The sequence below is a fragment of the Candidatus Nitronereus thalassa genome (genome assembly GCF_032191465.1).
GTDB lineage: Bacteria > Nitrospirota > Nitrospiria > Nitrospirales > UBA8639 > Nitronereus > Nitronereus thalassa.
Genome location: NZ_JAQOUE010000001.1, coordinates 2,777,534 through 2,792,894, shown reverse-complemented (window position 1 = coordinate 2,792,894; position 15,361 = coordinate 2,777,534). Strand labels below are relative to the sequence as shown.

General features: G+C 49.7%; 13 protein-coding genes. 5 read left to right on the top strand and 8 right to left on the bottom strand.

What is annotated here, in order from left to right; all coding sequences use genetic code 11:
• Nucleotides 1–318 precede the first annotated feature (318 nt).
• From PPG34_RS12530 to PPG34_RS12510, 5 genes are all read right to left on the bottom strand, one after another.
• On the bottom strand, nucleotides 319–1,725 hold the full coding sequence (locus tag PPG34_RS12530) for a sensor histidine kinase (RefSeq protein ID WP_313833685.1): 1,407 nt from the start codon (nucleotides 1,723–1,725) through the stop codon (nucleotides 319–321).
• An 8-nt stretch (nucleotides 1,726–1,733) separates the two neighbouring features.
• Nucleotides 1,734–2,423, bottom strand: a complete 690-nt coding sequence (locus PPG34_RS12525) for a response regulator (RefSeq protein WP_313833684.1) — start codon at nucleotides 2,421–2,423, stop codon at nucleotides 1,734–1,736.
• Between the two features lie 28 nt (nucleotides 2,424–2,451).
• On the bottom strand, nucleotides 2,452–3,930 hold the full coding sequence (locus tag PPG34_RS12520; protein ID WP_313833683.1) for a TM0106 family RecB-like putative nuclease: 1,479 nt from the start codon (nucleotides 3,928–3,930) through the stop codon (nucleotides 2,452–2,454).
• Nucleotides 3,931–4,122: 192 nt separating this feature from the next.
• On the bottom strand, nucleotides 4,123–5,073 hold the full coding sequence (locus PPG34_RS12515; protein WP_313833681.1) for an NADP-dependent oxidoreductase: 951 nt from the start codon (nucleotides 5,071–5,073) through the stop codon (nucleotides 4,123–4,125).
• Between the two features lie 256 nt (nucleotides 5,074–5,329).
• A complete protein-coding gene (locus tag PPG34_RS12510; protein ID WP_313833680.1) occupies nucleotides 5,330–6,826 on the bottom strand; it encodes an ATP-binding protein in 1,497 nt (498 codons plus the stop codon).
• Between the two features lie 170 nt (nucleotides 6,827–6,996).
• On the opposite strand from PPG34_RS12510, the gene PPG34_RS12505 reads away from it, so the two are divergent.
• The 4 genes from PPG34_RS12505 (at nucleotide 6,997) to PPG34_RS12490 (ending at nucleotide 10,756) form a co-directional block, all read left to right on the top strand.
• Nucleotides 6,997–8,553, top strand: a complete 1,557-nt coding sequence (locus PPG34_RS12505) for an ABC transporter substrate-binding protein (protein WP_313833679.1) — start codon at nucleotides 6,997–6,999, stop codon at nucleotides 8,551–8,553.
• A gap of 12 nt (nucleotides 8,554–8,565) precedes the next feature.
• On the top strand, nucleotides 8,566–9,486 hold the full coding sequence (gene nikB, locus PPG34_RS12500) for a nickel ABC transporter permease (RefSeq protein ID WP_420888099.1): 921 nt from the start codon (nucleotides 8,566–8,568) through the stop codon (nucleotides 9,484–9,486).
• 171 nt (nucleotides 9,487–9,657) lie between these two features.
• Complete coding sequence (locus PPG34_RS12495) at nucleotides 9,658–10,497, top strand: ABC transporter permease (protein ID WP_313833677.1); 840 nt, start codon at nucleotides 9,658–9,660, stop codon at nucleotides 10,495–10,497.
• A 55-nt stretch (nucleotides 10,498–10,552) separates the two neighbouring features.
• On the top strand, nucleotides 10,553–10,756 hold the full coding sequence (locus PPG34_RS12490) for a DUF3565 domain-containing protein (RefSeq protein ID WP_313833676.1): 204 nt from the start codon (nucleotides 10,553–10,555) through the stop codon (nucleotides 10,754–10,756).
• Nucleotides 10,757–10,885: 129 nt separating this feature from the next.
• On the opposite strand, the gene PPG34_RS12485 is transcribed toward PPG34_RS12490, so the two are convergent.
• Nucleotides 10,886–11,290: a hypothetical protein gene (locus PPG34_RS12485; protein WP_313833675.1), complete on the bottom strand. Its 405-nt coding sequence runs from the start codon at nucleotides 11,288–11,290 to the stop codon at nucleotides 10,886–10,888.
• A 215-nt stretch (nucleotides 11,291–11,505) separates the two neighbouring features.
• Here PPG34_RS12485 and PPG34_RS12480 point away from each other — a divergent pair, with 215 nt between their 5' ends.
• Entirely contained in the window at nucleotides 11,506–12,450 is a 945-nt protein-coding gene (locus PPG34_RS12480; RefSeq protein WP_313833673.1) for a metallophosphoesterase, read from the top strand.
• A 71-nt stretch (nucleotides 12,451–12,521) separates the two neighbouring features.
• On the opposite strand, the gene PPG34_RS12475 is transcribed toward PPG34_RS12480, so the two are convergent.
• Together PPG34_RS12475 and PPG34_RS12470 are read right to left on the bottom strand one after the other, a co-directional pair.
• Nucleotides 12,522–14,120: a ferredoxin--nitrite reductase gene (locus PPG34_RS12475; RefSeq protein ID WP_313833671.1), complete on the bottom strand. Its 1,599-nt coding sequence runs from the start codon at nucleotides 14,118–14,120 to the stop codon at nucleotides 12,522–12,524.
• Nucleotides 14,117–15,046, bottom strand: coding sequence for a formate/nitrite transporter family protein (locus PPG34_RS12470; protein ID WP_313833670.1), 930 nt, complete (start codon nucleotides 15,044–15,046; stop codon nucleotides 14,117–14,119). The genes PPG34_RS12475 and PPG34_RS12470 overlap by 4 nt, the downstream gene beginning before the upstream one ends.
• Nucleotides 15,047–15,361 lie beyond the last annotated feature (315 nt).

The window sequence follows — 15,361 nt, the reverse complement described above, 5'->3', positions numbered from 1 at the left end:
GACCATTTGCATTCAGGAAAAGCCTCGACCACATCCTGGATACGCTGCGATTGGCCAGATTGTAACCAATTCATCAATGAGCCTTGGAGCTGAAGATTGGCTGGCGATGGAGTTCTCACCCTGATCCCTGTGTATGTAGTTTGCGACGCTCAGTATTGGGGTTTAGTAATTTTGTTTTCACGCTGTTTGAAAAACAGTAGCAACCTTGTGTTGCAAAAACATGGTGTTCCAGTTACGGAAAGGTAAATTTTCGAATAGGGAAGGAGGGGATCTTATGGCTTCGAGACTGGAAAGATAAAAAAATATCCAGCGGGGTGGCTAAACAGTCTCGCAAGACTTTATCGAGAGAGGATGAAAGGCCTTGACGGGCAATTCGATATCCACCGTCGTCCCTTTTCCCATGACGCTCTCAATACGAAGGGAACCACCATGCAACTGAACGAGATGCTTGACAATGGCCAACCCTAATCCAGAGCCCCCCTGGTCACGAGATCGGGCTTTATCCACGCGATAAAAGCGTTCGGTAATTCGGGAAATATCGGAAGGGGGAATGCCCTGGCCAGTATCAATGATTTGGAGCCCGGCAACCCCATGTCTGCGCTCACAAGCTTGAAACGATACCCTGCCTCCCTCCGGCGTATATTTCAGGGCATTATCTATGAGATTCACAAAAATTTGCGAAAGACGATCCCGGTCAGCCCACACGCTTATGGTATCTGGCACTTCATTGTTGAGGATAATGCCCCTTTTGCCGGCTTCATTTTCAAAGATAGCGAAGAGGTCTTGAACAAATTCTCGCAACCCCACGGCTCGAAAATGAAGCACTACTTTTCCGGTTTCAATATCGGAAAGACGAGAGAGATCACTGATCAGTCGACTCAAGCGATCCGCTTGGGTATGCGCAATCTCAAGAAACCGACGATGCGTGGCCGGTTCTACTGGAGTGTCATCAAGTAATGTTTCTAAATATCCTTTGATTGCCGTCAATGGGGTTCTCAACTCGTGTGAGACATTCGCGACAAATTCCGCTCGCACTTGCTCCAATCGACGCACTTCGGAAATATCATGAAAGACAATGACAATCCCCTTCGTCTCTGGCAGCGGCATGGCATTCACTTCCAAAATCCTATGAGCTGGGAGCTGCAACTCCACTTCACGGCTACATTGTTCGTTAGGCTTTAAGGTCCGACATACCTCGACGAGGTCCGACAACCCGCGGTTCCGAATCACTTCCAATAACGATTGGCCAGCCACGGGCTCCTCATCCAGGTCCAGAATGCGCCGAGCCGAAGGGTTCATCAATATCACCCGACCCTGACGGTCCAGCGCAATCACACCCTCGACCATACTATCCAACACTGCCCCGACCTTGGCACATTCCAATTCCAATTCCTGAATACGTGCCTTGGACATGGACGTCAGTTGAACCAATTGGTTGGTGAGGTTCCCTAAATCATCTCGCCGTTCTGGCTCAAATCCCCATCGCTTAAGTAAAGTGCCAGCAACACCTTGCAACTCCCAGACCGGGCCAAGGACCCGGCGACTCAACCATTTTGCCAAGATGAAAGCCGTCACCACTATAACGCAAAGACCGACACCCCATCCCAAGGAAGTTGAACTCACCCAACTTAACAAAGCCATGGCTCCCAAACCGAGAGCCATCATAAAGACAAACCAATAAGCCAACGTGGAAGACAACCCTTTTGGCCGTTCCTGTTTCCTCACCCCCAACGTTACCCCTCTACCTCAAAGCGATAGCCTACGCCTTTGACTGTCACCACACGTTGACTTTCTTGACCCAACTTTTCACGAAGCCGCCGAATGTGCACATCAATGGTTCGGGATTCAATATCCACGGCATTCGCATACCCCCAAACAGATTCTAAAATTTGCTCACGATTCAGGACTCGTCCCTTGGCACGAATCAAGGCGCACAACAAGTCAAATTCTTTGACCGTCAACTCAACAGGGACGTTCCCCACGCGAACCTGACGCTTCGCCTCGTCTACTTCCAACTCACCCAATCGCTGAACCACATCTGTCGATGGCACCTGACCTCGCCGCAACACTGCTTTGACGCGCGCGACCAATTCACGAGGACTAAAGGGCTTGACCACATAATCATCCGCCCCCATTTCTAATCCCACGATTCGATCCACTTCCTCTGCTTTCGCGGTGAGCATGATAATCGCGATGGACGCCGTGTTTTGATCCCGACGCAAGAGTCGGCATATCTCCAGACCATCGACTCCTGGAAGCATCAAGTCCAGCACCATCAAGTCAGGACGATGCTCACGAGCCAATTGAAGTGCCTTTTCGCCATTCGCCGCCTCAAAACAGGCCATCCCTTCCTTTTCTAGATGGAAACGTACTAAATCCACAATGGCCTGTTCATCATCGACAATTAAGGCTTTCAGGGCCATATCTTCTTTGCTCCTTGTGATCTGGCGTTCAACATCGTTCGTTTTCAGGTTGAGCTTCTTGGGCCTTACGTTCAAAAAATTGTTTTATCGCCAGCATTGCCAAACAATCGTCCTCATTATATTGAAGGATCCGGGTCAAAAGGTGTTCCTGTTCTGGATGTGCCAAATATTCGTTATACCAGGCAATGGAATTCGCTCCGGAAGGATCAGTGTCACGCCAATGAAACCCAATATGCTTCGCAATCTGCTTAATACTGTAGGAGAAGGTAGGCCAATCAGAGTAGTTCACGATCAAATCAGAATACAGATCATACTCTCGTTCCACATACGTTGTGAAGACATCGGGGTCCAATTCATACCGCTCCATCAACTGCCGCAACGAACTGCGCTCCTTATGCGAGTAGACATAATACGTGACATCGCCGGCGGAAGCGATAAACTCCCAAAATGCCCGAACGGTTTGTTCTTCTTCCGTAGGATCTCGCGCCACGAAATACCGAAAGACGGGGGGACCGGTGTGATCATGGATCGCCAGACCAAACAGATAGGTGAGGCCTTGAGTCGGGTCATCTTCAATATCAAAATAAATGTCTCGCGCCGTCTGAGGGAAGAAATACCCTTGTCGAACCCAAGGTTTCCCAGACAACATAATACCAGCCCGTTGTTTCATCCGTGTTAAGGCCTTTTCTCCCATCCGAGGAATTTTATTCGCTGGGCTGAGATAATGGCTCACCTCCATCTTGGCAATATCATGGATCGTCCGAAGACCGACTTCCTTCAGACGAAACTTCTGCTTCCCCACAAAGAAGAGGCCTGAAGGATCATCATGCGTTTTGACCCACCGATGACAGCGCCCAAACCATTCACATAGAAGACACTGGCTCCCTAAGACCGGCTCAGACGTTTCTTGCCCATAGACAAGTTGGGTAGCCTCCTCTAGGGCAGACTGAAAGGGCAAAGCAAAACTCATGGGATCAAAGGCTTCAATTTGTTTATCCACATTGATGATCCGCCCCTCAGCAACCACCGCTCCTTGAATCCGTTCCAGCAGCATTCGATAGAACATAATCTGAAACGCATAATGTTCTTTGAACTTTGGCTTCCGCCCCTCTCCGCCTTCCCAACCTTTTCCCGCTTTAATATCGATCGCTTCGTAGAGATAGGGTCCGAAACGGGACTCTCCCTCATCACGCTTGAACAGCAAATCCGGACGCCCGACATAGGGGCCATCGATCAGGCAACCCTGATAAATCAATGGAACGCCCTCTTTCATCAAGCGCAAGGTTTCCTGAAATCCCTGCTCCACCGAAAGGATTCCCAAATCCACCACCGGCATCTCGCCAAGGCTCTCGATATACTCACGTTCCGTCTGCAACCCTAATTCCCACAAGAGTTTCACGAATGATCCAACTTCCCCCTTTTCCTGAGGATTGCCATTGGAATCCAGATATACCCGATGATGGCATTTGGTGAGGTTATAGAGGTCTTGGGCGGTGATGGTTTTCATGGTACGCAAACACATGGCGAGACATATGAAAAAAAACACCAGGAGTCGTTCGTATCTCGTATTTCGTCTTTGCAACGAAGACGTATACGACCTTCAGTTCCAGAGGATTAACAGAAGGGAGGAGTTTTAAAAGTATAACCTAAACAAAGTTTCCTTTTGTCCTTTCACGAGATACGAAATACAAGATACGCATCACCCGACAGTCAGTACCAACTTCCCTTGTACATGCTGGCCTTCGAGAATTTCATGGGCTTGTGCCGCTTGCTCAAGAGGGAACGTGCTAGCCACATGGGTGTGCAATTGGCCTTGATCGGCCATCTTTGTCAACTCATCAAGTTGGTAAGCATTGGGAGCCACAAACACGAAACGCACGTTGTGACCTTGCTCTTTCATGTTTTCAGCTCGACCCGGCTCCACAATGGTCACGAGGCATCCGGTAGAGTTGAGGACTTCTACGCTTTGTTCCAATACCTCCCCGCCCACGCAATCATAGACAAGATCAATTCCCGAAGGATACCACTCTCGAATCACCTGCCGAAAATCCTGCGTCCCATAATCAATAACCCGATCAGCCCCCAACCCGAGAAGATAGTCATGATTGGATGGACTTGCTGTCCCAATCACGGTGGCGCCACGATGTTTCGCGAGTTGCACGGCAAACCCGCCGACCCCTCCCGCGGCCGCATGAATCAAGACGGTTTGTCCTCGCTCTAACCCACCAGCATCGAATAACGATTGATACGCAGTGAGGGCCGCAAGGGGAATGGAAGCCGCTTGAATAAACGACAGGCTCGTGGGTTTTTTGGCTACGATGTTGGCTGGCAAGACAATATACTCAGCATAGGAACCATGCTGAATTACCGGCAAACGGCAATACGCATACACTTCATCGCCAATTTGATGAATCGGTGCCTCATTTCCAATTTGATCGATCACCCCAGCCACGTCCCATCCTAGTATGATCGGAAATTCATAGGGGATCAGGTCCCGTAAAAACCCTTCACGAATTTTCCAGTCGACGGGATTCACGCCTGCAGCCTTGACCCTGACTCGAACGTCATGCGGCCCAACCGCGGGAATAGGAAGATCCATCAATTCAAGTTTGTCCCGACCCCCAAACGCCTGAATGGCTATTGCCTTCATCGCCAGTTCCTCCATTGACACCAAACCACAACATATTAAGACAATGTAGGATTCTTTGTATCACGAATGGGGTAAGGAGACCAGACGACGACCTTCGTATCTGGTATTTCGTTAAAAAGCATAAACCCGACGAGATACTATTTACACTTTTGGATCGGGGAGCCGTAGAGCTCGCCCCAAAAGCAAGCTCTGACGTAAACGCACAAGATGGGTCGCTTCCTTTACGAGATACGAAATACGAAGATCGAGATACGGATTAAGAGGGGACAGGTGGGCGGTCAAGCTCGCCTAAGAAGAAGTAGGTTCTGGCCGCTCGATCAAGAAGGGTTCGGTCGAGGGTTGGAGGCACGCCATTGTATTTGGCGATACTGAGAATATGATCGATCAAATCTCGAGGGTGACAGCTCCGGAGATTTATGCGGTGCTTTTGATACACGTTACGGAATAAATACTCCATGGCGCCTGGATCAAATTTCACCTGCCGCTGTTCGCAGATGGTCTGGAAAATTTTGGCATAGGTGTCTGGTGTGGGATCACTCACCAAAATCTTATTTCGAATCCGGCGAAGAAAAGCCTCATCGGCCAACTTTTGCGGTTCCAGATTGGTCGCAAAAATCACAATGGTGTCGAAGGGGATTTGGAACACTTTTCCGGTATGCAACGTGAGATAATCCACACGTTTTTCCAGCGGCACAATCCATCGATTTAGTAAGTCTCTCGGTCGAACGAGTTGCCGGCCAAAATCATCGATAAGAAACACGCCGCCATTAGCCTTGATATGCGGAGGTGACTGGTAATATTTCGCCGAAGGATTAAAGGTAAGATCCAACATTTCCAAGGTGAGTTCTCCTCCCGCGAATTCCACCGGACGCTTGCACGCAATCCACCGAGTATCATGTTCTGCCTTGGCTTCGATCAACGAACGCGGCGAAGCATCGTGGGGATCAATCGGTTTGTGCGTAAGCGGGTCAAAGACCTGGATGATCTGGCTATCCACCTCGATGGCATACGGCACGAAAATTTCACCACCACCGACCATCCCCAACATGTGTCCAATAGCTTCAGCAACCACGGTTTTTCCGTTACCTGGAGGGCCATAGAGAAAAATCGCCCAGCCCGAATTCACCGCCTCACCTACCTGCTCGACGGACTCTGCTGGTAAGACCAAGTGCTTGGTAGCCTGTTCGACGGTTGCGCGATCAATGCGAAGATCTGAAACCGGCTGGCTACGCACCATGGCTTCATATTGCGCAATGGGAACCGGAGCCGGGCCGACATACCGATTCACATCCATATAGACCTGAGCCCGTTGACGCCCGGCATCGGTCAGTCCATATCGATACAACACCCCGAGAGGCTCCCCATGCCCGCGCACTTCCACCAGCTTATCGCGTCCCAAAAGGGCGAACAGTTCCTTCATCACGGAATAGGGAAGTTTGAGCTGCGCCCCAGCGGAGGCCTCGGTAAGTTCTCCCGCGATGAATAGCGTTTTAACAAGAAGCTGGAACAACAATTCCGAGGGTAAGCCCGTTTCTTCAATCGTCGAGGGGGCGTTAGGAAATGGACGTTTTTTTATTTCGGGCTCGGTTGGAAGTGGGGATAGCAAGGGGGCTGTTGAATCTGGCGCAGTATAAATGGATGCTGGTGGCGGAGGATCACTCGTAGCAGTGGCTGAGGCAGATAAACCCTCGATATCCATTGGTATTCCTTGCTGTTCCTTGCTGTCTTTTTTGCCAAATTTCCCGAGAAGCATGCGCCAGTCTCCTTATATAGGGACGATCCCCTCCCCCACTATCTCGGCAGCCCCCGTCAGACATTGATAGTTTTTCACTCTTGAACCCCATGAAATTGGATGGACTTGCTTTTCACTTAGGTATATTCTTGTATTCATTTTTTAGGGTATAACGCTTCGACTTGGCCTGGATGTTACACTCTTCAGTCGTGACCAGACTCCTAATCCTCATTGGCCCTACATTGTTGATTCGTTTTGCTTGGGCCTTAGGGACCTTATGTCTCTTCCTTTTTCTCTCGGCCTGCGCTGAACCTCAGACGGATTCCCTGCGTTTCGGCCTGGCAAGTGCTCCAACGAACCTTGATCCTCGGTTTGCTACAGATGCCACATCTGATCGCGTGAACCGCCTCCTATACGAACGACTCGTGGATTTTAACGACGCCTTTGAACCCAGGCCTGCCTTAGCGGAGTGGGAGCAAATCAGTCCTCGGCATTTTCGATTCCACCTCAAACCCGATCGCGCCCCTTTTCATGACGGGACACCATTGACCGCGCAAGACGTGAAAGCGACGTATGACTTTATTTTGGATGCCAACAACGCCTCGCCACATCGAGGGACGTTAGCCCTGATTGATCACATTGCCGTTCAGGACGAGACCACAGTTGATTTTCATCTTAATCGCCCTGATTTGTTATTCCCTAGTTTTCTAACTCTCGGCATTCTGCCCAACCACCTCATGCAAAAGAATCACCCCTTCCATTCTCATCCTATAGGAAGCGGTCCCTTTTCATTTGTCACACGCCCCGATGAGACGAGGCTAGAACTCCTCCGGCTAAAAGACCGTCAACTGTTGACCTTTATTAAGGTGCAGGAGCCAACGGTTCGCGCACTCAAACTCCTCGCGGGGGAAATCGACATGTTGCAAAATGATGTGCCCCCTGAGCTCGTTACCTATTTAGCGAAAGATCCTCAGCTTTCCATACAACGCCACCCAGGAACTAATTTTTCCTATATAGGTGTGAGCTTAGAAGACCCTTACACCAAACAACTGTTGGTTCGACAGGCCATGGCCCATGCGATTGATCGGGAGTCTGTCATTCGATACGTCTTAAGTGGAGCGGCTCGAACTGCTCAGTCGTTGTTACCTCCAGACCACTGGGCCGGGGCTCTTGAACTGAAGCAATACGAATATAACCCAGAGAAAGCTCGCTCGCTCTTGGCTCAAGCAGGATTTTCTTCTCATGCACCTTTGCGACTCACCTACAAAACATCAAGTGATCCCTTCCGCGTCCGGCTGGCGACAATCCTTCAACATCAATTGGCTCAAGTCGGGATCCAAGTCGACCTTCGAAGTTATGACTGGGGAACTTTTTATGGCGACATCAAAGCGGGACGCTTTCAAATATATAGCCTCTCCTGGGTAGGAGTAAAAACCCCCGATATCTTTCATTACGTGTTTCATAGCGAATCCATTCCACCAAATGGCGCCAACCGTGGCCGATTCTCCAGTCATGAAGCAGATCGACTTATTGACCAAGCGAATCATGCCCAAGACATCGTTGACAAGAAACAGTATTATCAAGCCCTTCAAGGTTATCTGTCCGAAGTCTTACCCTATGTGCCCTTGTGGTATGAAGATCATGTGTTTATCGCGCGACGGGAGATTACCGGATTTAGGATGGCCAACGATGGAAACTTCGATGGGCTGAAAGACGTTCAGCGCACCGCACCAACTTTGTCAATGTAACTATCCGTGTTTATCCAATTTCTTCTTTCACGACTCCTCACAGCACTTGGCGTTATTCTCGGCGTCTTGTGTGTGGTATTTCTGTTTTTACACTTGGTCCCAGGTGATCCCGTGGAAGTCATGTTGGGAGAATCCGCACAAGCGGCTGATCGAGCAACCCTTCGCCAAGCCCTAGGATTGGATGACCCGCTCCCTGTGCAATTGTGGTCATATTTGCAGGACCTAGCACAATTGAATTTGGGAACCTCTCTGTATTCGGGACGGCCTATTTCCGAACTCTTGTGGGAACGACTTCCCGCCACCATCGAACTAGGAGTGGCAGCCCTGCTTCTCGCGCTTACCCTTGCCTTACCACTAGGAGTCTTCGCCGCAATCAAAAAGGAAACTGTTTGGGATTTTGGTGCAATGGGTTTTGCCTTATTCGGCGTATCAATTCCAAACTTCTGGATGGGCCCGATGTTGATCCTCTTGGGGGCATTATGGCTTGGGTGGTTTCCCGTCAGCGGACGCGAAGGCTTCACATCCATTGTTCTTCCGGCTATCACCTTAGGCACCGCAATGGCCGCGATTTTATCTCGCATGGTTCGCAGCACATTGCTGGAAGTATTAACAGAGGATTTTATTCGGACGGCCCGCAGCAAAGGACTCACCGAATGGGCAATTACCTTTCGACACGGTCTTCGAAATGCTCTTCTCCCCGTAATCACATTGTTAGGTTTACAACTGGGTGCGCTCCTCAGTGGCGCGGTTATTACGGAAACCGTGTTTTCTTGGCCTGGCATTGGCTCCCTGGTCGTAGAAGCCATTCATCGGCGCGACTATCCGGTAGTGCAAGCAGCCGTGCTCTTGATTAGCATGACCTACGTCTTGGTTAATCTGTTCACAGACCTGGTGTACGCGTGGGTTGATCCACGAGTGAGACTTTCCAAATAATGAGGGAATGTTGAAAAAGGGCATCAGCGGCGTTCTCGGAGCTTTGTCGTGCTCACGTACTGACCCGTACGCTCCGCGCGCCAAAGCCCCTGCGGCCTTGCTGAATGCACCTTTTTAAAAATTCCCTGTGCTTTTGGCATTTCATACGATGATTCATATCCAAAGGGCATTTTGAGAATTTTTCATTTATCCAACAGTCCTATAATTTTTCGGCTTGGCATACCGTTAGGCATTCTTGGACTTTGGACTGGGCTCGCTATATTGGGACCGCTTCTCCCTCTTTCCCCAAATGCTATCACCCTACCCAATATTCTTTTGCCAGGAAACCCAGAGGAATGGTTGGGCTTCGACGATTTAGGACGACCGATTGCTGATCGACTCATTGTGGGCGCTCAGACTTCGTGTTTCGTGGCATTTACTGTCGTCGCGATATCTCTCTCCATCGGCAGTCTTTTAGGTACGATCAGCGGCTATGTGGGAGGGTGGACGGATTTCGCTTTCGTGCGAATCATCGATGTTTTCTTGGCATTTCCTGGCATCCTCCTGGCAATTGCACTGGCCGGCGTCATGGGGCCAGGGATTGATAACGTTGTGATTGCGCTATCTGTCGTTGGGTGGGTGGGATATGCCCGGCTTGCGCGTGCGCAAGTGCTCTCGATCAAAGAACGCGATCATGTTTCTGCTGCGGTGGCCATTGGCACAGGTCCTGCCGGGATTATGATGCGTCACTTGCTTCCTTTGATTAGTGCCCCCTTAATCGTTGAAGCCAGCTTTGGCATTGCAGGTGTCGTGATTGGCGAAGCCGGGTTATCCTTTTTGGGATTAGGCGTCCAAGCACCAGCCGCGTCATGGGGTAGCATGATCCGTGATGGCACACGCTACATGCTTGTCGCCCCGCATATGGTAATCGCCCCGGGCTTGGCTTTAATGTTGGTCGTCTTGGCTGTGAATTTGCTCGGTGATTGGCTTAGGGATTGGTTGGATGTGAAGTTACAAACACGTAAGGAATAATATAGAGGAACTTGACGTCGTCCTACCCGACCTTTTTTATAAGGAATGAAAGATTGTGGAACAAAAAATAATCGGCTTTCATCAGGATGAATACGACGATTGGGTTGCGGATTTGGAATGTGGACATGGGCAACATGTTCGTCATAATCCGCCTTGGAGTGAACGCCCTTGGGTAGTAACGAAAGAGGGGCGAGAGAAGCACTTTGGGGATGTTTTGTTTTGTAAGAAATGTTTGGAGGGAGAAGAGACACCTGGCTAATAATTTGCTATCCCTATCTACGAATTCTGAAAAGAAGTGTTTGTTTCATTGATAGCAGGGTTTTGCTTCCACATAAAAAAATCTACCTTTAATCTTTGTGTTTTTAAAATAAGCCGAGAGGGAATGGAACTAATTATTCCCCGCTTCGTCCGCCCCATCCACGGGTGGTGGATCAATAGGATCCCAGGCTTGGATGCGGTCGAGAAGGGGTTGGATCTCGGGGCTTGGGGTTTGGGTGGGTTCGCTGGCTTCATGCTCCCAGGTGAGCTGGTCGTACCCGTGATCGCTGAAGGTGCTTCGAATCACTTCAACAAGAGCTTCGAGGGTCACTTCATCCCCTTGGCGGAGATCAAGGACTCGTTCCTTAGGGTCTTCGGGTGGCGGCGTGTCATGAAGGAGGGCCCAACACCGGTCAAACACAAGACGGCGGACCTCTTCGGGTACATTCATGGTAGGAATTTCTGCGGTACACAACGCCCCCACCATTAAGACAAATTGGAGGTCGGGAAGCTCAGGCTCTTTGATATCCAGCATTTGCATAACCAAGGTAATTTTATTCAGGGAATATCCCTCCTGGCAAGTGTTTTTGCCCTAATACGCTCTTCTAGACCTACTTTTGCCCTCTTCCTTGTCCCACTCAGACAATGTATGATTGGGTCCATTAAATGATAGTCAATTCCAGGAACATTTTGACCGATCGTATACTCAAAAGCAGTTCCACCACTTAATTCTGTACACGAACTCATTCCATGGTCGATAACGAAGCGCTTCTTCACCTCAAAAACCGTATTGGCCCTCTACACCTGGGAAAGCGCCTGGAGCTCCAAGTCAGTCATTCTGCCTTCCGCTTTGCGCCCTCCGGGTTTCATATCTACTGGGAAAACCTCGATGCCCTAGGGCCATTTCTCAAAGGTGGACTGCGGCTCAGCGGGCTTTATCACCGAGCCATCCGCAACTCGTTAGATTACCAAGTTGAGGTTGTCACGGCCCCCATTCGCGGACTTCCACCAGCCTTTCATGGATTTCGTATTCTCCACTTATCCGATCTTCATGTTGAGGGTATTTTTGACCGCATGAAAAAACTGAAAGAGATTCTTCGGTCGTTAACCTACGATCTCTGTGTAATTACCGGGGACTTTCGGTTTATGACCTATGGGGATTACCAGGAAACCATCACGCTCATGACCGACTTAACCAATGCCATTCATTGCCCCTATGGCATTTTGGGGATTTTAGGTAATCATGACTTCATTGAGATGGCCCCGCCGTTAGAGAAAATCGGCATCCCCATGCTGCTCAACGAATCCGTGCCACTCGAAAAAAACGGAGACACTTTGTGGATGATCGGCGTGGATGACCCTCATTGGTATGAAGTCGCTGACCTGCCTCGTGCTTTAGACGGAGTGCCCAAAGATGCGGTCAAAATCCTGCTGGCGCATTCTACGGAAATTATTCCTGAAGCCTGTGAAGCAGGCATTGACTACTACTTGTGTGGGCACACGCACGGAGGCCAGATCTGCTTGCCAGGGAAGATCCCCATTTTGAATAGCAGCAATTTTGCGCGAAGCTACATCGCCGGTGGGTGGAATTTCGAAAACCGTATGCTGGGCTATACCTCACGCGGCACTGGAAACTCTCTCCTCCCCGTTCGCTTTAACTGCCCCCCGGAAATTACGATTCATCAGCTGGTGTAATTCTCATTGCCTTGAAAAAGTCACTTGTCGCTGTTTGGTAGTAAAAAGAGTAACTATCAAGTCATAATCCCTCACAAGCGACCAGCGACAGATTCCTTCACCAGCGAGGAGGGACTCACCACAGCAGTACTCGTTCTTACGCTAGCTGATTTTGGTCGCATGCGCTTCTTTTCTCGATGCATCTTTTCCCGAGCATGATACGGCACCACTCCAGCTAACACCTCGGCCAACTCCTCGCACGGGACGTCTTCCAACAATTTCGTCGCCAGCTTGGCATCTGGGCCCGATCGCCCGCCCACATAGACATCAACCGCCTCCACGATTTGACCGCGACGCTTGATCTTTTTCCCTAATAATCCAATGTCCGCTACGAGATGATTCCCACATCCTGCAGGGCAGCCTGACCAGTGCATGGTGATCGGTTTAATCTCTGAGACCACTTTGGCTTCTAAGGCCGCAGCCGTTTTCATCGCTTGGCTTTTGGTTTCGATGACCGCAAGGTTACAATAATCACTTCCTACACAACTCACCAAGCCTTTTCTGATGGGCGATGGATTGTAACCAAATTTTTGCAGCACTGGCTCTTCCAGAAATTCACCAAGAGCTTTGTCGTGAATATTGGGAATAACCAATGTCTGATTGGCCCCAAGACGCAGGGCACTCGTCCCAAAACGCTCGGCCAATTCACAAAGTTTCAACAGACCTTTGCCTTCGATTCTCCCGACTGGAATATGGAGGCCCGCATAGTTCAATCCCATTTGTGGTTGCCGGAATACTCCACCATGAAGATTTTCTGAATTTTTCCTGGCGTCTTTTCCAGCAGTAAGTAAATGATGACCAAGTTGTCGCTCGACTTCCACTCGAAACCGGACTTCACCCCACTCTTCCAATAAAAATGCGAGCCGGGCGGTCGTTCGTGAATCCCGGAATCCGTAATCCCGAAACGCTTTAATCACCGCGCAAGAAACCTGTACCGCATCTTCCGGGAGAACAAACACATCCAATGGCGTGGCGATCCGGAATCCTCCAGATCCCAGTTTCCCACCTACTAACACATTAAATCCGACCTTCGTTTCACCATCGATATCTTTGGTTGCCGGCACAAGGGCTAAATCTTGCGTCTCGGCATGGAGGCAATTATCAGGACAACCTGTAATCACCACATTGAATTTCCGAGGAAGATTCGTATATTCCCGATTGCCCACGATTTCTTCGTTTAAGGCATGCACCACCGACGTAGCATCAAGGCATTCGGTTGGCGATAGTCCTGCCACCGGACAGGTCATAATATTGCGCACATTGTCCAAACCGGTTTGCAGCGACGTCAGGCCTACTTCGTCCATTCTTGCAAATGCTTCAGGCACGTGTTCAATTCGCAGATGCCGAAGCTGAATCTGTTGCCTCGTGGTAAAATCCAATTGCCCGTTACCAAACGTCAAAGCGATTTCCGCCAAGGTGCGTAATTGAGCCGACGTTGCCCGGCCTCCGGGGATACGCACCCGAATCATGAAATACCCTGGGGTGGGGTTTCTCAAAAACAGGCCATACCATTTGAGTCGCTGGATATCATCGTCAGATATGGATTCCCATCCGGTTTTCGCCAACATCGGGAGATCCTCCATAATGTCCAACCCATCTCGCTCGTGTTTTAAGACTTCAAATTTATTCATCGCATTCCTCGCTCATGTTTGAGTACGGCCACAAACCCGGCCTTCATCGGTACCACTGAATTTGTGGCGGTTAAGGCCGGTGTAGAATGGTCAAACGATTCTTGGGCCTCGCGCCCCAGGATCGTTTGTTCAGATTGAGTCACTACGGAATCCGTCATGCGATAGGGGCTGCTCAACCAATACGCACTGCCAACCAATACGGCACCCCCAACAATGTTACCCAATCCGACAAAGACTTGATTCCATGCAAAACCACTCCAGGAAATGGCCTCGCCATGTGGCAGAAACAACGCCATGCCCAGCAGCGATTGGTTGGCAATGCTATGCTCAAACCCGCTGCCGATAAATGCGAACAAACACCAGAAGATCAACATAATTTTCGCGGCTTCATTCTTGGTTTTTGCCGCCATCCACACGGCAAGACACACCAGTACATTACAGAGGATGCCTCGAATGAACAGCTCCCAGGCTGACGCCGACATTTTCATGGCGGCCACCTTCATCAACAGATCCATTTGAGGAGCCTTGGCCATGACTCCAGATTGTACGATCATCCATGCCACAAATAATGAGCCTATAAGGTTCCCGACAAAGGACCACACAAAGATCCAGCCCACATGCTTCCAGGTAATAGTCCGAGCCAGCGCCCCAATGGTGCATACCATATTGTTGCCGGTAAAAAGCTCCGATCCCGCAAAGATCACCAAGGTCAAGGCCACGCCAAACGAGGTCCCCATGACCAATTTAAGCGCTACCGAACCTTCCGCGGCAAAAGGCGCGCCCACACTGAAAATCAAACAAATACCCAATCCTAAATAGATACCTGCCAGGGCGGATAACAGAAAATACCCTCCAGGAGCATTCAGGCAATATTCAACCTTCTTCCGTGAAACCTCTGCCATTCGCTTGAGATCTTCCATATACATCGAGTGTCTCCCCTTCTCTTTCAAGAACATAAAAAAAGACGCCATCATTTTCCGGGGACTATTCGTAGTCCGCCTTTAAAACGATGGCGTCTTTGCCAATGACCTCTTTTCTCAAAGAGGTAAAATTTACTGTGCCGTTGTCAGGATAAAACCGTGATCAAGACCACTCCCTTGTGAGACTCGACCGTCTGAACCTAACTCTATGTCGTAGGTTAATCACCTTTACTTTATTTCCTTGCAAGGAACCTGCCAAAACCCAACATTGGAAAATCATAAAAAATGTGAATGATTCTAGAAGAATCTCATTTCCAAATG

Excerpts from the sequence above, each read along its gene's own strand:
- PPG34_RS12525 (WP_313833684.1), bottom strand. The coding sequence starts at position 2,423 with ATGGCCCTGAAAGCCTTAATTGTCGATGATGAACAGGCCATTGTGGAT.
- PPG34_RS12520 (WP_313833683.1), bottom strand. The coding sequence starts at position 3,930 with ATGAAAACCATCACCGCCCAAGACCTCTATAACCTCACCAAATGCCAT.
- PPG34_RS12515 (WP_313833681.1), bottom strand. The coding sequence starts at position 5,073 with ATGAAGGCAATAGCCATTCAGGCGTTTGGGGGTCGGGACAAACTTGAA.
- PPG34_RS12510 (WP_313833680.1), bottom strand. The coding sequence starts at position 6,826 with ATGCTTCTCGGGAAATTTGGCAAAAAAGACAGCAAGGAACAGCAAGGA.
- PPG34_RS12505 (WP_313833679.1), top strand. The coding sequence starts at position 6,997 with ATGTTACACTCTTCAGTCGTGACCAGACTCCTAATCCTCATTGGCCCT.
- PPG34_RS12485 (WP_313833675.1), bottom strand. The coding sequence starts at position 11,290 with ATGCTGGATATCAAAGAGCCTGAGCTTCCCGACCTCCAATTTGTCTTA.
- PPG34_RS12480 (WP_313833673.1), top strand. The coding sequence starts at position 11,506 with ATGGTCGATAACGAAGCGCTTCTTCACCTCAAAAACCGTATTGGCCCT.
- PPG34_RS12475 (WP_313833671.1), bottom strand. The coding sequence starts at position 14,120 with ATGAATAAATTTGAAGTCTTAAAACACGAGCGAGATGGGTTGGACATT.
- PPG34_RS12470 (WP_313833670.1), bottom strand. The coding sequence starts at position 15,046 with ATGTATATGGAAGATCTCAAGCGAATGGCAGAGGTTTCACGGAAGAAG.